This window comes from Pseudomonas sp. VMV1, from assembly GCF_056790235.1.
The window spans coordinates 443,381-460,672 of sequence record NZ_JBXGSE010000003.1 but is presented as its reverse complement, the minus strand read 5'-3'; the positions used below and the strand labels follow the sequence as shown (position 1 = coordinate 460,672).

The window sequence follows — 17,292 nt, the reverse complement described above, 5'->3', positions numbered from 1 at the left end:
CGCCAGCACTCAAGCAGGTAAGGTAGATCCATCTTCGCAGGAGAATCCCATGACCCAGACCGCTTATCGCCAGGGCCCCGACGCTCAAGGCATGTTCGGCCAGTTCGGTGGCCGCTATGTCGCCGAAACCCTGATGCCGCTGATCCTCGATCTGCAGCGCGAATACGAGACCGCCATGGAAGATCCGGCGTTTCTCGAGCAGCTGGCCTATTTCCAGCGCGACTACGTCGGTCGGCCCAATCCGCTGTACTTCGCCGAGCGCCTGACCGAGCACTTCGGCGGCGCCAAGATCTATCTCAAGCGCGAAGAGCTGAACCACACCGGCGCGCACAAGATCAACAACTGCATTGGCCAGATCCTGCTGGCCAAGCGCATGGGCAAGACCCGCATCATCGCCGAGACTGGTGCCGGCATGCACGGAGTGGCTACCGCTACCGTCGCCGCGCGCTTCGGCCTGCCCTGCGTCATCTACATGGGCAGCACCGACATCGACCGCCAGCAGGCTAACGTCTTCCGCATGAAGCTGCTGGGTGCCGAGGTGATTCCGGTCACGTCCGGTACCGGCACCCTCAAGGACGCCATGAACGAGGCCCTGCGCGACTGGGTGACCAACGTTGCCGACACCTTCTACCTGATCGGCACCGTGGCCGGTCCGCACCCCTATCCGGCCATGGTCCGCGATTTCCAGGCGGTGATCGGTCGCGAGACCCGCGCGCAGATCCTGGAAAAGGAAGGACGCCTGCCCGACAGCCTGATCGCCTGCGTCGGCGGCGGCTCCAATGCCATGGGCCTGTTCCACGAATTTCTCGATGACACCGACGTCGCCATCGTCGGCGTCGAGGCAGGCGGGCACGGCGTGGACACCAACAAGCATGCCTCCAGCCTCAACGGCGGGGTGCCCGGAGTGCTGCACGGCAACCGCACCTTCCTGCTGCAGGACGACGATGGCCAGATCATCGACGCCCACTCCATTTCCGCTGGCCTGGACTATCCCGGCATCGGCCCGGAGCACGCCCACCTGCACGACGTGAAGCGCGTGGAATACGTGCCGATCAACGATGACGAGGCACTCAAGGCCTTCCACCAGACCTGCCGCCTGGAAGGCATCATCCCGGCGCTGGAAACGGCTCACGCCCTGGCCGAGGCCTACAAGCGCGCTCCGCACCTGCCCAAGGACCACCTCATGGTGATCTGCCTCTCGGGCCGTGGCGACAAGGACATGCAGACCGTGATGAGCCACCTGGGAGACAAGCTATGAGCCGCCTGGAAACCCGTTTCGCCGCGCTGAAGGCCGAGGGCCGCGCGGCCCTGGTCACCTACACCACCGCAGGCGACCCGGACTATGACACCGCCCTGGCGATCCTCAAGGGGCTGCCGGCGGCCGGTGCCGACGTCATCGAGCTGGGCATGCCCTTCACCGATCCCATGGCCGACGGTCCGGCCATCCAGGCTGCTGCCCTGCGTGCCCTGCAGGGTGGCCAGAACCTGGCCAAGACCTTGGGAATGGTGCGTGACTTCCGCCGCGAAGAGCAGGAGACACCACTGGTGCTGATGGGCTACTACAACCCCATTCACCGCTATGGCGTGGAGCGCTTTCTGGCTGAAGCCGCCGAGGCTGGCGTGGATGGCCTGATCGTGGTCGATCTGCCCCCCGAGCATGACGCCGAGCTGGCCCTGCCCGCCCAGGCCGCCGATATCGACTTCATTCGCCTGACCACGCCGACCACCGATGACGCCCGCCTGCCGCGAGTGCTCAATACCAGTTCCGGTTTCGTCTATTACGTTTCCGTCGCCGGCGTGACCGGGGCCGGTTCGGCTACCACGGAGCATGTCGAGGCTGCCGTGGCACGTCTGCGCCGCTTTACCGACCTGCCCCTGGCGGTCGGCTTTGGTATCCGCACCCCGGAACAGGCCCGGGTGATCGCTCGGATTGCCGATGGCGTCGTGGTGGGCTCGGCTTTCGTCGACCAGATCGCCAAAGCCGAATCCTCCGGTGCCGCCATCGATGGCGTGCTTGGGCTCTGCAAGCAGCTGTCGGATAGCGTGCGCACTGCGCGTTGAACATGCACCTGCGCTTCAAAAAGACCGCTTAGGCGGTCTTTTTTTATGCTTGAACGACCCTGGGCCTGTGCATAACTCTGTGGGCAGTCTGTTTGCTCTAGACGCAAAGGCCCGTACTAGAAGGCCTGCAGCAGGGTTTGCCTTGTTGATCGAATTCGGTACGCGGTGATCAGATCAGTCAACCCGCGTACGAAAGCGTCCTTTGCCGTCATTGCCTGACAGGTAAAGGCTGTGGATAAGCCTTAGGCAAGTTGTCAGCAACTCAAGGGACGGAAGCCAGGCTAAAATCGATCAAAAAATAGCCAATATGGAACGACTCGGATGAAGAGCGGAGTGACGCCGCCATTGCCCGGTTTCCCACATCTACTGTGTGCGTGCCTGTGGAAAAGATGTGGGACTCACCCTGTAGGCCAGGGTTGGCAAGGCTTGCAGAGGATCGTACAAAAAATGATCAATTCATTTTCGGGGGTTTTCCACAACCCACAATAGAGCTGCATAGGCCTGTGGATAGGTTGTTCGTTCTGTCCTGAAGGCCATGACTGACGCGGCTTGCAGAGAATTGATTAAATAATGACCAGTTTCCTGGGATATTCTCAAGTCAAGGGATTTCTTGCGTAGGCCCAGAGAGTTATCCACTCTTGTTCAGCGCGTAGCTTAGCCGTCGCCGCTAAATGACCTGTGGGTAAGTCTGTTGATTTTCTGTTTGGAAGCCTGTGCATGAAGCCACTCGCTAGCGCAGCGTCACCTGTTGTTGCAGGCCAGCCGCTGGCAGAGTGAAGGCACATTCCTCGAAGGTGGCCATGCGCATGCGTAGCGGCGGATTGTTGCTGTAGCCGTATTGTTCGGTGGGCATGCCGATGAAATTGGTATCCAGCGTGCTGTTGCTGTTGCTGTCGTGGATGACCGATACGGCATAGCGCCCGGGTGGCAGTTTGAAGCGCTGTTCCTGGACACCTGGCTGGGCGGCGATATGGGCCTGGGCCACGGGCGTCTTGTGTTCCTTCCAGGCGTCTTCGCTGGCGAACACCGCCAGCAGCAGCTGGCCCCCCGAGGCATCGACCGTCTCCACTCGCACCTGCAGTTCGGCGGCGTGCAGCACACCGCTCAGACAGAGACCAGCGACCAGCAACAGAGACTTCATGGGCATTCCTTCAGCAGGGAGAGGACGTCAGCCGGAGCAGCTCGGCCGGCTGTTCGAAAAAGAGATCGGGGCGCTGCGCTCGTAGGGTGGTCGGGCAACCATAGCCCCAGGCCACCGCAGCACAGCCCAGACCCGCGCGGCGCGCGGCCTGGAGATCGCGTAGCTCGTCGCCCACATAGATCGCATCGGCCGGCGCGACGCCCTGCCGGCGGATCAGGCGCGCCAGGCGCCGCGCCTTGCCCAGCAGGGGAATATCGAATTCGCCATCGGGGAACAGATGTCCGGCCTGGGGCAGTACCTGGTGGACCGCGGCGGCGGAATTGGAGGTCGCCAGCCCCAACTGCAGTCCGCTGGTCTGCAACCGGTCGAGTGCCTGGGGGATCTCGGCGAAGGGAGCGACCTGGTCGCCCCGCTGGGCCAGCAGGCGGCGATAGTGACGGGCGATCCGCGGTACGCGCCACAGCGGGATGCCCAGGCTGTCGAGCAGGCCGGTCAGGGAGGCGGCGCGCAGCTGCGGCCACTCCTCCGGCGCCGGCTGGCGAAAGCTATGGGTCCGCGCCAGCTCGCCGAGGCAGCTCAGCAGAAAGGGCAGGCTGTCCGCCAGGGTGCCGTCGAAGTCGAAGATGACGTAGCGGTAGCTCATGCGAAAAGGGCGCGGTGGGCGAAGGCGCCAGCGTAGCGGGCGCCTTTCTGTTTTGCCACCGCGACCGCGTTCGGCAGGAGCGTCCCTGCCGGCCAGGTCACACGCGGAAGCGGCGGATCTGGCCGTTGAGTTCCACCGCCAGTTCGGAGAGCTGCTGGCTGGCGGCGCGGGTCTGTTCGGCGCCGGCGGCGGTCTGCACCGACAGATCGCGGATGCGCACCAGATTGAGGTCCACCTCGCGGGCCACCTGGGCCTGCTCTTCGGCCGCGCTGGCGATCACCAGGTTGCGCTCATCTATGCCCGACACCGACTGGGCGATGGCGGCCAGGGCGGCGTTGGCCGACTGTGCCTGCTCGCGGGTCTGGCGCGCCTGGTCGGCGCTGGTCAGCAGCGCATCGACGGTCTGGCCGGTACCCTGCTGGATGCTGCCGATCATGCCTTCGATTTCGCGGGTGGACTCGCCGGTGCGATGGGCCAGGGCGCGGACCTCGTCGGCGACCACGGCGAACCCCCGACCGGCATCACCGGCACGGGCGGCTTCGATGGCAGCGTTGAGCGCCAGCAGGTTGGTCTGTTCGGCGACCGCGCGGATGACGTCCAGCACCTGGCTGATGTTGCGGGTCTGTTCGGCCAGTTGGCGGGCCTGTTCGCTGGCGCCCAGTACGTTTTCGGTGAGTACCTCGATGGCGCCCAGGGTATCGCCGAGCTGACGCTGGCCCTGACGTGCGGTATCGGCGGCCTGGCGCGATTCGGAGGAGGTGGAGGTGGCATTGCCGGCCACCTCGTCCACTGCCTGGCTCATCTCGGTGACGGCGGTGGCCGCCATCTCGATCTCGCTGTTCTGCTGCTGCAGGCCGTGGGCGCTTTCCTGCATGACCGCGGTCATTTCCTCGGCGGCCGAGGCCAGCTGAGTAGCGGAATGGCCCAGGTGACCCAGGGTATCGCGCAGGTTGGCCTGCATCTGCTGCATGGCCTGCAGCAACTGGGCGGCCTCGTCGTGACCACGGGTGTCCAGGGTCTGGGTCAGGTCGCCGCTGGCGATGGTCCGGGCGGCGGCGACGGCTTCGGCGATGGGCCGGGTCATGCTCAGGGTCAGGCGCCAGGCCAGCAGCACGGTCAGGCCCAGGGCCAGGGCGATGACCATCCAGGTGATGGAGGTGGCCTGGGTGTAGGTGTCGCTGGAGTTCTGGGAGGCGGCCTTAATGTCTTCCTGGTTGATCTTGCGCAGGGCTTCGGTGCGCTCGTTCATCTGCGCACCGAGCTGGGCCATGCTGGTCTGGATCAGGCTGCGGGCTTCGTCGAGCTTGCCAGCACCAATCAGATCGGCCAGTTGCGCGGTATAGCGGACATAGTCGCCATGGATCTGGCGCAGGGCATCGAAGGCCTGGCGCTCGCGATCGCTGCTGACGAGTTTTTCATAGCGACCGAAACCCGCGCCAATGTCGGCGTTGATGCCGTCGATCTTCTTGCGCGTGTTGACGACGGTATTGGCGTCCGGAATGGCCAGCAGGCGCAGTACCTCGACTCGGGTCCGGGCGAGTTGCAGGGCCAGGTTATCGGCTTCGACGATGCTGGGAACGTTGTTGGTCTCGATTACCTGACCCTGGGTACGGATCTGCGACAGTTGCAGCAGCCCGAACAGGCCCAGACTGGCCACGAGGATGGCCAGGAGGCCGAAACACAGCACACTGCGGATGGCGATGGAGAAGGAACGAAAGGTCACGGCGGCAGCCCCGGTGAAGATTGAGGCCCCTTGTAACGGCTAGGACCGCCGTGACTTGATGGTCATTCGTCTTAAATCGGATCTAGGCACCGACACGGCGTCCGGGCTGACCATTCGCCATGTTCGATCTGCTACTAGAACTGGAAGCGCTGCACCTGGCCGCTGAGGGTATCCGCCAGTGCCGCCATCTGCTGGCTGGCACTGTAGGTCTGCTCGGCGCCGGCGGCGGTCTGCACCGAGAGGTCGCGGATGCGTACCAGGTTGCGATCCACTTCACGGGCCACCTGGGCCTGCTGCTCGGCAGCGCTGGCGATCAGCAGGTTGCGCTCGTCGATGCCGGATACGGCACCCGCGATGGCAGCAAGGCCGGCATTGGCCGCCTGGGCCTGTTCCCGGGTCAGGCGTGCCTGATCGGCACTGCTCAGCAGCGCATCGACGGTCTGGCCAGTGCCCTGCTGGATGCTGCCGATCATCTTCTCGATCTCGCTGGTCGAGTCCCCGGTGCGCTTGGCCAGGGCCCGTACCTCGTCGGCCACCACGGCGAAGCCGCGGCCCGCCTCACCGGCTCGGGCGGCCTCGATGGCGGCGTTGAGCGCCAGCAGATTGGTCTGCTCGGCCACCGCACGGATCACGTCCAGCACCTGACAGATGTCGCGAGTCTGGCTTTCCAGCTCACGGGCCTGGGCACTGGCGCCGAGGACCTGGTCGGTGAGGACTTCGATGGCTCCGAGGGTCTCATCCAGCTGGCGCTGGCCCTGGGCCGCCGTCTGGGCGGCCTGGCGCGACGCGGTGGAGGTCGAGCCGGCATTGCCGGCGACCTCTTCGACCGCCTGGCTCATCTCGGTGACGGCGGTGGCCGCCAGCTCGATCTCACTGTTCTGCTGGCGCAGGCCGTGGGCGCCTTCCTGAGTCACCGCGGTCATCTCCTCGGCGGCCGAAGCCAGCTGAGTGGCCGAATCGCCAATGTGCGCCAGGGTCTCGCGCAACTGGGTCTGCATCTGCTGCATGGCCTGCAGCAGCTGAGCCGCCTCGTCCCTACCACGGCTATCCAGCGCCTGGGTCAGATCACCCGCGGCGATGGTACGGGCTGCCGCCACTGCCTGGGCGATGGGGCGGGCGACGCTACGTGTCAGACGCCAGGCGAGCAACCCGGTGAGGCTCAGAGCTAGCAGGATCGCCAGCCCGGTCACGCCGTTTGAGCGCTCATAGGCGGTATCGGCCTCGGTACTGGCAATATGGATATCCTGCTGAACCGCGTTGCGCAGCGTCTCGATGCAGGCATTCATCCGGATACCCAGCTGTGCCATGCTCTGCTGGACTACCTGGCGCGCCTCGGCCATCTGGCCGGCACTGGCCAGGTCGGCCAATTGCCGCACGCCCTGCATGTATTCCCGGTGCACCTGGCGCAGATCGTCCAGGGCCTGCCGGCTCTGTGGCGATAGTGCGCCTTGCTGATAGCGCCCGAAGGCGGCCTGGACGTCGGTACTCAGGCCGTCCAGCTTCTTGCGGGTGTTGGCCAGGGTTTCGGCATCGGGCATGGCCAGCAGACGCAGGGTTTCGATGCGGGTTCGCGCCAGCAGCAGTCCCAAATCATTAGCAGCGACGAGCGTGGGAATATGGCGCTGTTCTACCTGGTGCCCCAACTGGCGGATTTGCGCCAACTGGAACCAGCCGAACAAGCCGAGGGCGGCGACAAGCGTCGCAAGAATGCCAAAACAGAGCAGATTGCGAGTAGCGATGGACAGCGAGCGAAGAGTCATGATGAGCCTGTGGAAGAGAGTACAAAATGTGACCAGGCTCACAACTTTATGTGATGTTTTAGAATAGAGACGCGAAATAAGGGTGCGTCAAAAAACCGCATTGCCATAAAGACAGATTATTGAAATGCCCATGGAGCCCTTGCGGCTCCATGGGCGATGAAAGACCAACCGTCTTCAGTCGCCGCTGACCTGGCGCAAATGGCCGGCTGGCGCCTCTTCGCCGAGGTTGTTGAGCAGGCGCTCGCTGTACCAGTCGATGAAGTTGATCACGCCGAATTCGTAAGTCTTTGAGTAGGGACCCGGCTGGTAGGCCTTGGAGTTGATACCGCGCTGGTTTTCCTCGGCCAGGCGACGATCCTGGTCGTTGGTGGCATCCCAGACCTTGCGCAGGTTGACCGGATCGTAGTCGACGCCTTCCACGGCATCCTTGTGTACCAGCCACTTGGTGGTCACCACGGTCTCGGTCGGACCCAGCGGCCAGACGGTGAAGACGATCATGTGATCGCCCATGCAGTGGTTCCAGGAGTGCGGCAGGTGCAGGATGCGCATGGAACCCAGGTCCGGGTCCTTGATGCGACCCATGAGTTTCTTGCAGCCGGGCTTGCCGTCCAGCGTCATGGACACGGTACCGGCGAGCAGCGGCATGCGCACGATGCGGTTGCGCAGGCCGAAGCTGGCGTGGGCATAGGGGATGTTGTCGGCGTCCCAGCGACTGGTGCAGGCGGCGACCTGGTCCTTGAACGCCTGGGAGGCACGCGGATCGGTGACGTCGTCCCATTCCAGCAGGGTGTTCAGCAATTCGGGGTGGGAGCCGCTGCAGTGATAGCACTCGCGGTTGTTTTCCAGCACCAGCTTCCAGTTGGCCTGCTCGACCAGGTCGGTACGCACCGCGACCTTGGCGTTCTCCATGTCGTACGGCTCCATGTAGTGCTCGAGCGTACGCAGGAAGTCATCGATGGCCGGCGGTTCATCGGCCAGGGAGATGAAGATGTAGCCGCCAGCGGTCTTGACGTGGATCGGCTTGAGGTTGAAGTCGGCCATATTGAAGTCGGCGCCCATCTCGGTGCCGGCGAACAGCAGGCGGCCGTCCAGCTCGTAGGTCCACTGGTGGTAGGGGCAGACCAGCTTGGCGACCTTGCCCTTGTCGCTCACGCAGAGGCGCGAGCCGCGGTGACGGCAGACGTTGTGGAAGGCGTGGATCTTGCCCTCGGCGCCACGGATCACCAGGATGGGATTGTCACCCAGCTGCAGGGTGATGAAGTTGCCCTTGGTGGGGATCTCGCAGGTCATGCCGGCGATCAGCCATTCCTTGCCGAAGATCTCCTGCATGTCGATCTGGAACAGGCGCTCGTCGTTGTAGAAGGGCTGGGGCAGGGAATAGGTGCGCTCGCGGGTGCGCAGCATCTCGGCCGTGGCCTTGCGGGCCGGATCGAGAGGGTCGCCCAAACTCAAGGTGCTGACGTCCATCGTACATCCTCGTGGCCACCGCGATGGGTGGCGAAAGTGGTTGGTCACGGTACTGCAAGGCTTTTTCGGCCGACGGGGCGGGAGCGCCGAATGATCCCAGACTTCGCCCGTCGCGCGCTGTTCAGGTTCGGCTTGGGGCGGAGTGTGGGGCCGGAGCTGGGAGAGGGCCTTGCTCATGGGCGACATGGCCGACGCTGTTCACGACGCCCCAGCCCTTGCCGTTGCTGGGCCGGTCGCCATCGGCATGTGGATGTCGCGATTGGGAAAGTGGCGGTCGTGGGGCCCTCACAGAATCGCCGCCAATAGCCCCAGTGGCAGTCGAGGTGCGCCATGAACACTTTCATCAACCCTGTTACCACCCAGACCTGGACCAATGGCCGCCATCCCGTGCGCTGCGTCAAGGTGATCCAGGAAACCTGGGACGTGCGCACCTTCTGCTTCACGGCCGAAATTCCGCTGATGTACTTCTTCAAGCCGGGCCAGTTCGTGACCCTGGAACTGGAGATCGATGGCAAGCAGGTGATGCGTTCCTACACCATCTCCAGTTCACCTTCGGTGCCCTACAGCTTCTCCATCACCGTCAAGCGCGTGCCGGGCGGCCTGGTGTCCAACTGGCTGCACGACAACCTCAAGGTCGGTGAGAACCTGGCCGTGCATGGCCCGGTCGGCCTGTTCAACGCCATCGACTACCCGGCCGACAAGGTGCTCTACCTCTCCGGCGGCGTCGGTATCACCCCGGTGATGTCCATGGCGCGCTGGTTCTACGACACCAACGCCAGCGTCGACATGGTCTTCGTACACAGCGCCCGCACCCCGCGCGACATCATCTACCAGGGCGAGCTGGAGCACATGGCTGCCCGGATCGACAACTTCGCCCTGAACCTGGTGTGCGAGCGTACCGAGCACGGCGAATCCTGGGCCGGCTTCCGTGGCTACTTCGATCGCCGCATGCTGGAGCTGATGGCGCCGGACTTCCGCGAGCGCGAGATCTTCTGCTGCGGCCCCACGCCCTACATGAACGCCGTCAAGGCCATGCTCCGCGAGCTGGACTTCGACATGACCCGCTACCACGAGGAATCCTTCGGTGCGACGCCGCCGGAAGCCAAGGTCGAGGCCGCCGAACAGGCCGAAGCCGCCGCCGACCTGCCGCCGATTCCCCTGGAAGCCCAGTGCCTGATCTCCTTCACCGAGAGCGACAAGAGCATCAACATCGGCCCCGGCGAGACCATCCACGGCGCCGCGGCCAAGCTTGGCCTGCACATTCCCAAGGCCTGCGGCATGGGCATCTGCGGGACCTGCAAGGTACTCAAGAAGAGCGGCGAGGTGGTCATGGACCACAATGGTGGCATCACCGAGGAAGATGAAGCCGAAGGCTACATCCTGTCCTGCTGCAGCATTCCGAAGGGGGATGTGCAGATCGAGTTCTGAGGGCAAGGGTAGGTTGGGCTGAGACAGCTTCATTGTCGAAGCCCAACAAGGCAGGGTGCCGTGGTGGTGTTGGGCTTCGCTGCGCTCAGCCCAACCTACAACTAGCGGTACCGCGTCCCGAAAACCGCTAGGCCAGCCGCAACGGCAGGTGCAGGGTGATGATCACCTCGCCCGCGCCGTTGGCGAAGCGCGCCTCGCCACCAAAGCTTTCGCTGAGCGCCTTGACGATGGGCAGGCCCAGACCCCAGCCGCGTTTGTCGCTGCGGGTGGAGATGAAATAGGGCGTGGCCAGATTGGCCAGGACCTCGTCGGGGAACTGGCCGAGGTTGCGCAATTCCAGTACCACCCGCTCCCCGATCCGCTGCTGGCGCACCTGGATCGGCGTACCGCTCTGGCCATGCTTGGCGGCGTTGAGCACCAGGTTGTCGAAGATACGCAGGAAGGCGTACCTGTCCCAGAGCACCTCCAGCTCGGGCGTCTCCAGCCGAAGGTCGAGCGCATTGCTGAATTGCAGGCGCAGATTGGCCGCCGCCTCTTCCAGCAGTGGCCCCAGCACCAGGGGATCGCCGTTGAGGCGGACGCCGCCGCCCAGACTCATGTGACTGATGTCCAGCACGTCGGTGATCATCTGGTTCATCCGCTGCAGATTGTCGTGCAGCGTCTGCAGGAGATCGTCGGTACGCCGCGCCGGACTGCGCTGCATCAGGTTGACCACCATGGTGGCGGCGGTGAGCGGTGAGCGCAGGTCATGGTTGAGCGATCTCATGAAGCGTTCGAGCATGACCTTTTCCGCCTGCAGGTTCTCGCTGCGGGCGATGGCCGAATTGCGCTGCTGCTCCATGTGTCCGACCCGGGAACTGGCCTTGAGCAGGGCACCGACGGTGGCCAGCACCTCTTCCGGACTGATCGGATGGGTCAGATAGGCCTGGGCGCCGGTATTGAAGCCCTGCGCCCGGTCGAGGCCGGACACGAAGGTGGCCGAGATGTTGATGATGGCGGGCAGGCGACCCCAGCCCAGCTTGTGCTCGATGGCCTGGATCAGTTCGAAGCCGGTGGTGTCCGGCAGGTTGACGTCGATGATCACCAGCTCGACCGACGCGTCGATCAGCGCCAGCCCGGCGGTGCCGCTGGCCGCTTCGAGCACCTGGTAGTGCGGCTGACCTTCCAGGATCTTGCGCAGCACATAGCGATTGGCCTCGGTGTCATCGATGATGAGGATACGCCGCACAGGGCTAGTCATCGGTCAGGCTCCGCGCCAGGGCGCAGACTTCGGCGAGCAACCGTTCGGCATGATCGGGGGCGTGCTTGAACAGGATGGCGCGGCAATAGTCCTGCAGCCGCAGGCGACCGGCCTCGTCCAGTGGCTGGGCGGTGTTGATCAGCACCCGGCGATGCATGCTCCAGTCCATGCTGGCGAGCAGGTCTTCGCCGTTGATGTCCGGCAGATCGAGGTCGAGGATGATGATGTCCGGGCGCACGGCATTGAGGCGATCCAAGCTGCTACGGGCGCTGTCGGCCTCCAGCAGGACCGGGTTGAGGCGTTCGAGGGTGCGACGGACCAGATAGCGATCGCCTTCGTTGTCTTCGATCACCAGCACGGTCAGGTTGCTGAGATCCAGCTCCTGTCCGGCCTCCGCGTCACTGACGTAGCGACGGGGCAGCCGCAGGGTGAAGCGACTGCCCCGTCCGACCAGGCTGTCGAGGGACAACTCGCCCTTGAGCAGCACGGCCAGGCGCTGGGCCAGGGGCAGGCCCAGGCCTGTGCCTTCGATATGGGTCAGGTGCGGCGAGCGGATGCGCTCGAACTCCTCGAAGATCTTCTGCTGGTCTTCCTCGGCGATGCCGATCCCGCTGTCTTCCACCAGGAATTCCAGGGTGGCGTCGTCCGGCTGGAACACCTGGATGCGCACCTGCCCCTGGGGGGTGTACTTGAAGGCGTTGGAGATCAGATTGCGCAGCACCTGGAACAGCCGGCTCTCGTCGGTTTCCAGCAGCACCTCCGCCGGCGGCGGGGCGACGCTGAAGCTGACTTGAGGATAGCGCGGCGCCAGGGCCATGGCGAACTGGTCGAGGCGCTCGATGAAGGCGCCCAGCTGGAACGGCTGGGGCACGATGGTCAGGCGGCCGGACTGCACCTCGGCCAGCGCCAGCAACTCGCTGACCAGATTGGCCAGCTCCAGCGCAGCGTCGCTGATGAAGCGTACCTGGCGCTGCTGCTCGGCATTGAGCGCGCCATCCACACCACTGGCGAGCAGCTTGGCGACGTTCTCGATGATGTTGATCGGGGTACGGAATTCATGGGTCATGTTGGAGAAGAAACGCGTCTTCGCCTCGCTGGCCTCCTTGAGTTCCTGGGTAGCTTTTTCCAGTTCCGAATACAGCGCCACCACGCCCTGATTGGTGTTTTCCAGCTCCTTGTTGGTGACCTCCAGCTCCGACTGGCGCAATTGCAGCTCGGTGTTGGTCAGCAGCAGCTCTTCGCTCTGCAGGCGGATCTGCTGATAGGGATCGGGCGGCGTACTGCCTTGCAATTCGACGACCAGGGCGCGTAGCACGTCCTGCTCGGGCCAGGGCCGCGGCGCCTGGTACTTACAGGCGGTGATCCGGGTGCCGGCAGGGGAGGTCTGGAGATCGAACTCGTCGAACAGCCGCTGGGCGCCGCGCAGGCCGATGCCCATGCCGGTGCTGGAGCGATAGCTGCCATCGCGGATGGCCTCCAGCTCGGCGATACCCGGGCCCTGGTCGAGGGCGCGGACCTGTAGCCCACGTAGCCGCTGGTCGTCGCCGCACAGCAGGGCGAAGTCGAAATGGCCGCTGCCCGCGTACTGATGAATGTTGCGCGCCAGCTCCGAGACCGCGGTAGCCAGGCGGATCTGCTCCAGTACCGGCCATTCCAGGGCCGCGGCCAGGCGTTTGGCCGCCTGGCGGCAGTGCACGATGTCCTGCTCGCTGCGCAAGGGAAGGGTCAGCAGGGGCAGGGCGTCAAACATGCTTGAGTACCAAAACGGTGGCATCGTCGGAAAGACGCCGGAAGTCACGATGCAGGAGCGCTGCGATCAGCGCGGGATGGCGCGCCCCGAGCCCGGAGTGCTCGCCCAGGCCGACCTTGGAGGTCAGTCCGTCGGAGTTCAACACCAGCAGGGTGCCTGGCGTCCAAGGGTAGGTGAAGGTCTGGATCCGACCGATCCGGTAGCCCAGGGTGCCATTGTTAGACACCAGACTGCGCGAGGTGTTGCCAAGCAGGCGCCCGGCGATGTTGCCGATGCCACAGAAGCTCACCTGACCCTGATCGGGGTCCAGCTCGGCGAGGGCCAGGGCCGCGCCGCGGGTTTCCATCAGGGCCTGATGCAGATTTTCCATCAGCCGCTGCAGGGGCAGGTGCGTGCCCTGGCGCAGGAACAGCTCCCGCGCCCGGCGACTGGCCGCGGCGGCCTGCTGGCCGTGTCCCAGGCCATCGCATACCAGCAGGCGACGCCCGCTGACCGCCCAGGTGTCGCCACAGACCTGCTCCTCGGGGTGCGGCGTGCAGAGGGCACCATGCTGCAGCCGGGTACTGGGTGCCCCAGCGAGATGAAAGCGCGCCAGCACCACGGTCCCTTGACCCGGTCGCGAGTGGATATCGAAGACATCGGATTGCCGGCGGATCGCTCCGAGACCTGCCCCCAGGGTGGCCGCGGTGCTGTAGTGATCGGTCAGGCAGCGGGCGACGTCGTGCATGCCTGGGCCGCGATCAACCGCCAGGACATCGAGCACGCCTTCGGCGCCCAGCGTCGCGAAAAGCTCGCCGTGACCAGCATGGCGGATCAGGTTATAACCCAGTTCCTGAGCGACGATGGTCAGCCGCCCGAGCAGGGTTTCGTCGGTGGTGACGGTGCCCGCCAGCCGCACCAGGGCGCGCCGCGCGGCATCGACATGGACCGTGCTGGTCACCGGCAGCACCAGGCTGCACGGCTGCTCGTTCATCGCCACTTCCACAATTCGACGGTCGTGCCCTGGCCGGGCTGGCTATCGATATGGAAGTCGTCCACCAGCCGTCGCGAACCGGACAGCCCCAGACCCAGGCCCTTGCCCGAGGTGTAGCCATCGACCATGGCGCGGTCGAGGTCGGCGATGCCCGGACCGTTGTCGCGGATCACCAGACGGATCGCCGGCTTGCCGGCCCGCACCGTCTCCTCGATCAGGCACTCGCCGCCCAGGCCGTAGACCAGGCCATTACGCGCGATCTCGCTGGCCGCGGTGACGATCTTGGTCTGGGAGATCAGCCCCAGACGGATGGCTTCGGCGACCTTGCGCACCTGCTGACGGATCAGCACGATGTCAGTCTCCTGGCGGAGTGGAAGCGTCTGCATCTTCGCCACTCTCTGACTCCTCCAGCGATTCGTCGTCGGCGACCATGGCTTCCAAGCGGCGCATGCCCTTTTCCATGTTCAGCGCCGTGGCGATGCCCTCCAGCGACAGCCCCAGTTCCACCAGGGTGATGGCCACCGCCGGCTGCATGCCGACCACGATCACCTTGGCATCGAGGATGCGCGACACCTGGGCGATATGGGACAGCATCCGGCCAATGAAGGAATCGACGATTTCCAGGGCCGAGATGTCGATGAGCACGCCCTTGGCCTTGTGCCGGACGATCTGCTCGGTGAGGTCTTCCTGCAGGTCCAGCGCCAGCTGGTCGTGCATGTCCACCTGGATGCTCAGCAACAGGAAGGGACCCAGTTTGAGGATGGGAATCCGGTCGATCATGGCGGGCTCCTCAGCGCGCGACCGGGGCGGCCAGGCGCACGCCCTGCTGGCGCAAGGCCAGGCGGAAGGCATCGGCCAGGGACGCCTTGGTGATCACATCGCCCAGTTCCACGCCCAGGTGGACGATGGTGGCGGCGATCTGCGGGCGGATGCCGCTGATGATGCACTGGGCGCCCATCAGCCGTGCGGCGGTCACGGTCTTGAGTAGATGCTGAGCGACCATGGTGTCCACCGTGGGCACACCGGTGATGTCGATGATGGCGATGTCGGATTCGGTCTGGACGATCTTTTCCAGCAGCGACTCCATCACCACCTGGGTGCGGTTGCTGTCCAGCGCGCCGATCAACGGAATGGCCAGGATGCCGTCCCACAGCTCCACCACGGGGGTGGACAGCTCCAGCATGCTTTCCTGCTGCTCGCGGATCACCGTCTCGCGACCCGTCATGTAGCTTTCCATGCTGTACAGGCCGAGGTCGTCGATCAGCCGGGTGGCGGCCCAGATTTCGGCGAGGGGATCGTCACACTCGTTCTGGATCAGGGTGAACAGCGGTTCCTTGAGCGAGAAGACGAAGGTCGCCGTCTGCGAAGGTGTCAGGCCCGCCCGGCTCTGGTCGAAGGAGAAGCGCTCCAGCAGCGCCCGAACCGGCTGCCAGTGCGGCTCGCGCAGGTCCCCGAGACCCTGGGCCGCGGCTACCGTGATCCGCCGCAGGAACTCGGCGGAATTGGCCAGGATGGTGGTTTCGTCGAGCAGGTCGACGCGCATGCCGGCGGCGCGCTGGGCGCCGATCCAGGCGTCGAGCAGCGCCCGCTCGTGGGTGCGCAGCAGCTCGACCAAAGCGGTACTGTACATGGAGGTTCCTAGGTGAAGAAAGGTGGCTCAGGACGGGCCGACCGGACGAAGAGTGTGCGGGAGGAGATGGTAGGGCGAAGGGGACCTGGCCGTCTGGCCAGATCCCGAGAGATCACATGTCCATCTTTTCCTTGGTGATCTTGCCGGTCTTGGCGTCGGCATGGAAGTCGTACTTCATACCATCTTTCTTCATGCCTTCGCCTTCCCACTGACCGTCATCGGCTTCGATCTTGGTGATCGAGGTATAGCCCTGCTCCATGAGCTTGGACTTGACGTCGTTCATGGGCATCCAGTCAGCACCGGGCTGGTCGGCCAGGGCCGCGGTGCTGGCCAGGACGGAACAGGCAAACAGGGAAGCGAGCAGCTTGGATTTCATCGCGCGAGACCTCGTCGTGGTGGTATGTCCTGGCTTGGACCACCACCACGGGCGACAAATCCCCCGAGCAGGCCCTCAGGTACGGGATTCTTCGACCAGATGCGGCAGCAATCCAGCCGGTGCCGCCTTGGATTTGCCCTTGGCCTTGCGGGGTGCATAAGGGTGGCTAGCCAGGCGCCAGAGATCGCGCCAGCGCTCGGCGAGGGTAGTGGGCTTGTCGAGGTAGAGGCGCAGGCCCAGGGAAAAGGCTTTCACCCGCAGGCGCTCGCGTTGCAGGGCCAGGCTTTCGCCGATGGCCTGGCGGGTGTTGCTGGCGCCGAACAGCGTCGGCTCGCTTTCCAGCAGCTGCTGCATCACCGCCAGGTCGTGGTCGTCGCCCAGGTATTCCGAGAGGCGCTTGAGGCTCTTCTGGCGCGTCTTGAATTCCGCCGGCCAGGCCGCGGCGAGCAACTGGGTGTGATACCAGTGATCCTTCACCCGCTTGCGCCAGTCGTGCAGGGTCTCGTCGGTGGGCTTGTCGCGAGCGGTCTTGAGCGCCTGGCGCCCGGCCTTGTAGTTATCTTCCAGTCCTCGGGTGAAGAGGGCGAAGCCCTTTCCGGAGAGCTTCCAGCCGGCTACCTCCTCGCGCAGGGCCGCCAGTTCGTCGAGCAGTTCAGGATGACCGCTGGCCGCGGCGATCTGCTGGTCGGCGCGCTCCTGCAGCCGCTGGCGCACGCGCTTCATGGCGGGCGAGGCGAAACGCTTGCGATCGGACTCGCCCAGCTTGTCCCAGCTCTCCACCAGGGCGGCGCTGTCGCGCAGCGAAGAGAGCTCGCGGCCCAGGTCGCGCAGGCGCCGGTTGCGACTGGCGAAGGCCCGCTTGCCGAGGGCGCCGTGCAGCAGACGCAGCAGGGCACGCAATTCCTTGAGGCGCTTGCGCGTCTCGTGCACTCCCTTGGGGGTCCCGCTCGCCAGCGACGCTTCAGCCTGGACCAGACGATCCGTCACCACTCGGCGGACTTCCTCGTCAGCCGGTTGCCGCGCATCGAAACGAAAGGCCATCGAACTCTCCTCAATAGATAGACTGCAGCACCCGCTAGCGCGGGAGCGTAATGGTGTGA

16 protein-coding genes are annotated in these 17,292 nt (G+C 64.7%); 3 read left to right on the top strand and 13 right to left on the bottom strand.

Annotation, left to right across the window (positions count from 1 at the left end; translation table 11 throughout):
- Positions 1–49: 49 nt before the first annotated feature.
- Together trpB and trpA are read left to right on the top strand one after the other, a co-directional pair.
- On the top strand, positions 50–1,258 hold the full coding sequence (trpB, locus tag ACUCV0_RS12180) for a tryptophan synthase subunit beta (RefSeq protein ID WP_059313036.1): 1,209 nt from the start codon (positions 50–52) through the stop codon (positions 1,256–1,258).
- Entirely contained in the window at positions 1,255–2,061 is an 807-nt protein-coding gene (trpA, locus tag ACUCV0_RS12175; protein WP_482212807.1) for a tryptophan synthase subunit alpha, read from the top strand. The genes trpB and trpA overlap by 4 nt, the downstream gene beginning before the upstream one ends.
- Positions 2,062–2,791: 730 nt before the next feature.
- Here the strand turns inward: trpA and ACUCV0_RS12170 are convergent.
- From ACUCV0_RS12170 to gbcA, 5 genes are all read right to left on the bottom strand, one after another.
- A complete protein-coding gene (locus ACUCV0_RS12170; RefSeq protein WP_482212806.1) occupies positions 2,792–3,202 on the bottom strand; it encodes a DUF2141 domain-containing protein in 411 nt (136 codons plus the stop codon).
- A gap of 10 nt (positions 3,203–3,212) precedes the next feature.
- Entirely contained in the window at positions 3,213–3,845 is a 633-nt protein-coding gene (locus tag ACUCV0_RS12165) for an HAD hydrolase-like protein (protein ID WP_323148995.1), read from the bottom strand.
- Positions 3,846–3,942: 97 nt separating this feature from the next.
- Entirely contained in the window at positions 3,943–5,568 is a 1,626-nt protein-coding gene (locus ACUCV0_RS12160; RefSeq protein ID WP_482212805.1) for a methyl-accepting chemotaxis protein, read from the bottom strand.
- Positions 5,569–5,702: 134 nt separating this feature from the next.
- A complete protein-coding gene (locus ACUCV0_RS12155) occupies positions 5,703–7,328 on the bottom strand; it encodes a methyl-accepting chemotaxis protein (protein WP_482212804.1) in 1,626 nt (541 codons plus the stop codon).
- A gap of 174 nt (positions 7,329–7,502) precedes the next feature.
- Positions 7,503–8,795: a glycine-betaine demethylase subunit GbcA gene (gene gbcA / locus ACUCV0_RS12150; RefSeq protein ID WP_059313042.1), complete on the bottom strand. Its 1,293-nt coding sequence runs from the start codon at positions 8,793–8,795 to the stop codon at positions 7,503–7,505.
- 330 nt (positions 8,796–9,125) lie between these two features.
- On the opposite strand from gbcA, the gene ACUCV0_RS12145 reads away from it, so the two are divergent.
- Positions 9,126–10,223, top strand: coding sequence for an FAD-binding oxidoreductase (locus ACUCV0_RS12145; RefSeq protein WP_059313043.1), 1,098 nt, complete (start codon positions 9,126–9,128; stop codon positions 10,221–10,223).
- Between the two features lie 127 nt (positions 10,224–10,350).
- Here the strand turns inward: ACUCV0_RS12145 and ACUCV0_RS12140 are convergent, their stop codons facing one another.
- The 8 genes from ACUCV0_RS12140 to ACUCV0_RS12105 form a co-directional block, all read right to left on the bottom strand.
- The gene (locus tag ACUCV0_RS12140) at positions 10,351–11,463 is read right to left on the bottom strand and encodes a hybrid sensor histidine kinase/response regulator (RefSeq protein ID WP_271653506.1); all 1,113 of its coding nucleotides are present in this window, start codon (positions 11,461–11,463) and stop codon (positions 10,351–10,353) included.
- Positions 11,456–13,213 (bottom strand): ATP-binding protein, encoded by a 1,758-nt coding sequence (locus ACUCV0_RS12135; RefSeq protein WP_059313045.1) that lies wholly within the window; start codon positions 13,211–13,213, stop codon positions 11,456–11,458. The genes ACUCV0_RS12140 and ACUCV0_RS12135 overlap by 8 nt, the downstream gene beginning before the upstream one ends.
- Positions 13,206–14,186 carry a SpoIIE family protein phosphatase gene (locus tag ACUCV0_RS12130; protein ID WP_059313046.1) on the bottom strand — a complete coding sequence of 327 codons (981 nt, stop codon included), beginning with the start codon at positions 14,184–14,186 and terminating at the stop codon, positions 13,206–13,208. The genes ACUCV0_RS12135 and ACUCV0_RS12130 overlap by 8 nt, the downstream gene beginning before the upstream one ends.
- On the bottom strand, positions 14,183–14,536 hold the full coding sequence (locus ACUCV0_RS12125; protein ID WP_059313047.1) for an ATP-binding protein: 354 nt from the start codon (positions 14,534–14,536) through the stop codon (positions 14,183–14,185). Before ACUCV0_RS12125 ends, ACUCV0_RS12130 begins: the two co-directional genes overlap by 4 nt.
- 4 nt (positions 14,537–14,540) lie before the next feature.
- On the bottom strand, positions 14,541–14,963 hold the full coding sequence (locus tag ACUCV0_RS12120; protein WP_271655885.1) for an STAS domain-containing protein: 423 nt from the start codon (positions 14,961–14,963) through the stop codon (positions 14,541–14,543).
- Between the two features lie 13 nt (positions 14,964–14,976).
- Complete coding sequence (locus tag ACUCV0_RS12115; RefSeq protein ID WP_482212803.1) at positions 14,977–15,816, bottom strand: STAS domain-containing protein; 840 nt, start codon at positions 15,814–15,816, stop codon at positions 14,977–14,979.
- Positions 15,817–15,928: 112 nt separating this feature from the next.
- Positions 15,929–16,192: a PepSY domain-containing protein gene (locus ACUCV0_RS12110; RefSeq protein ID WP_007160186.1), complete on the bottom strand. Its 264-nt coding sequence runs from the start codon at positions 16,190–16,192 to the stop codon at positions 15,929–15,931.
- Between the two features lie 75 nt (positions 16,193–16,267).
- A complete protein-coding gene (locus ACUCV0_RS12105; protein ID WP_323149000.1) occupies positions 16,268–17,233 on the bottom strand; it encodes a CHAD domain-containing protein in 966 nt (321 codons plus the stop codon).
- Between the last annotated feature and the right edge of the window lie 59 nt (positions 17,234–17,292).

Coding starts and splice junctions, on each gene's coding strand:
- ACUCV0_RS12140 (WP_271653506.1), bottom strand. CDS start 11,463: ATGACTAGCCCTGTGCGGCGTATCCTCATCATCGATGACACCGAGGCC.
- ACUCV0_RS12165 (WP_323148995.1), bottom strand. CDS start 3,845: ATGAGCTACCGCTACGTCATCTTCGACTTCGACGGCACCCTGGCGGAC.
- trpA (WP_482212807.1), top strand. CDS start 1,255: ATGAGCCGCCTGGAAACCCGTTTCGCCGCGCTGAAGGCCGAGGGCCGC.
- ACUCV0_RS12155 (WP_482212804.1), bottom strand. CDS start 7,328: ATGACTCTTCGCTCGCTGTCCATCGCTACTCGCAATCTGCTCTGTTTT.
- gbcA (WP_059313042.1), bottom strand. CDS start 8,795: ATGGACGTCAGCACCTTGAGTTTGGGCGACCCTCTCGATCCGGCCCGC.
- trpB (WP_059313036.1), top strand. CDS start 50: ATGACCCAGACCGCTTATCGCCAGGGCCCCGACGCTCAAGGCATGTTC.
- ACUCV0_RS12115 (WP_482212803.1), bottom strand. CDS start 15,816: ATGTACAGTACCGCTTTGGTCGAGCTGCTGCGCACCCACGAGCGGGCG.
- ACUCV0_RS12135 (WP_059313045.1), bottom strand. CDS start 13,213: ATGTTTGACGCCCTGCCCCTGCTGACCCTTCCCTTGCGCAGCGAGCAG.
- ACUCV0_RS12110 (WP_007160186.1), bottom strand. CDS start 16,192: ATGAAATCCAAGCTGCTCGCTTCCCTGTTTGCCTGTTCCGTCCTGGCC.
- ACUCV0_RS12105 (WP_323149000.1), bottom strand. CDS start 17,233: ATGGCCTTTCGTTTCGATGCGCGGCAACCGGCTGACGAGGAAGTCCGC.
- ACUCV0_RS12145 (WP_059313043.1), top strand. CDS start 9,126: ATGAACACTTTCATCAACCCTGTTACCACCCAGACCTGGACCAATGGC.
- ACUCV0_RS12170 (WP_482212806.1), bottom strand. CDS start 3,202: ATGAAGTCTCTGTTGCTGGTCGCTGGTCTCTGTCTGAGCGGTGTGCTG.
- ACUCV0_RS12130 (WP_059313046.1), bottom strand. CDS start 14,186: ATGAACGAGCAGCCGTGCAGCCTGGTGCTGCCGGTGACCAGCACGGTC.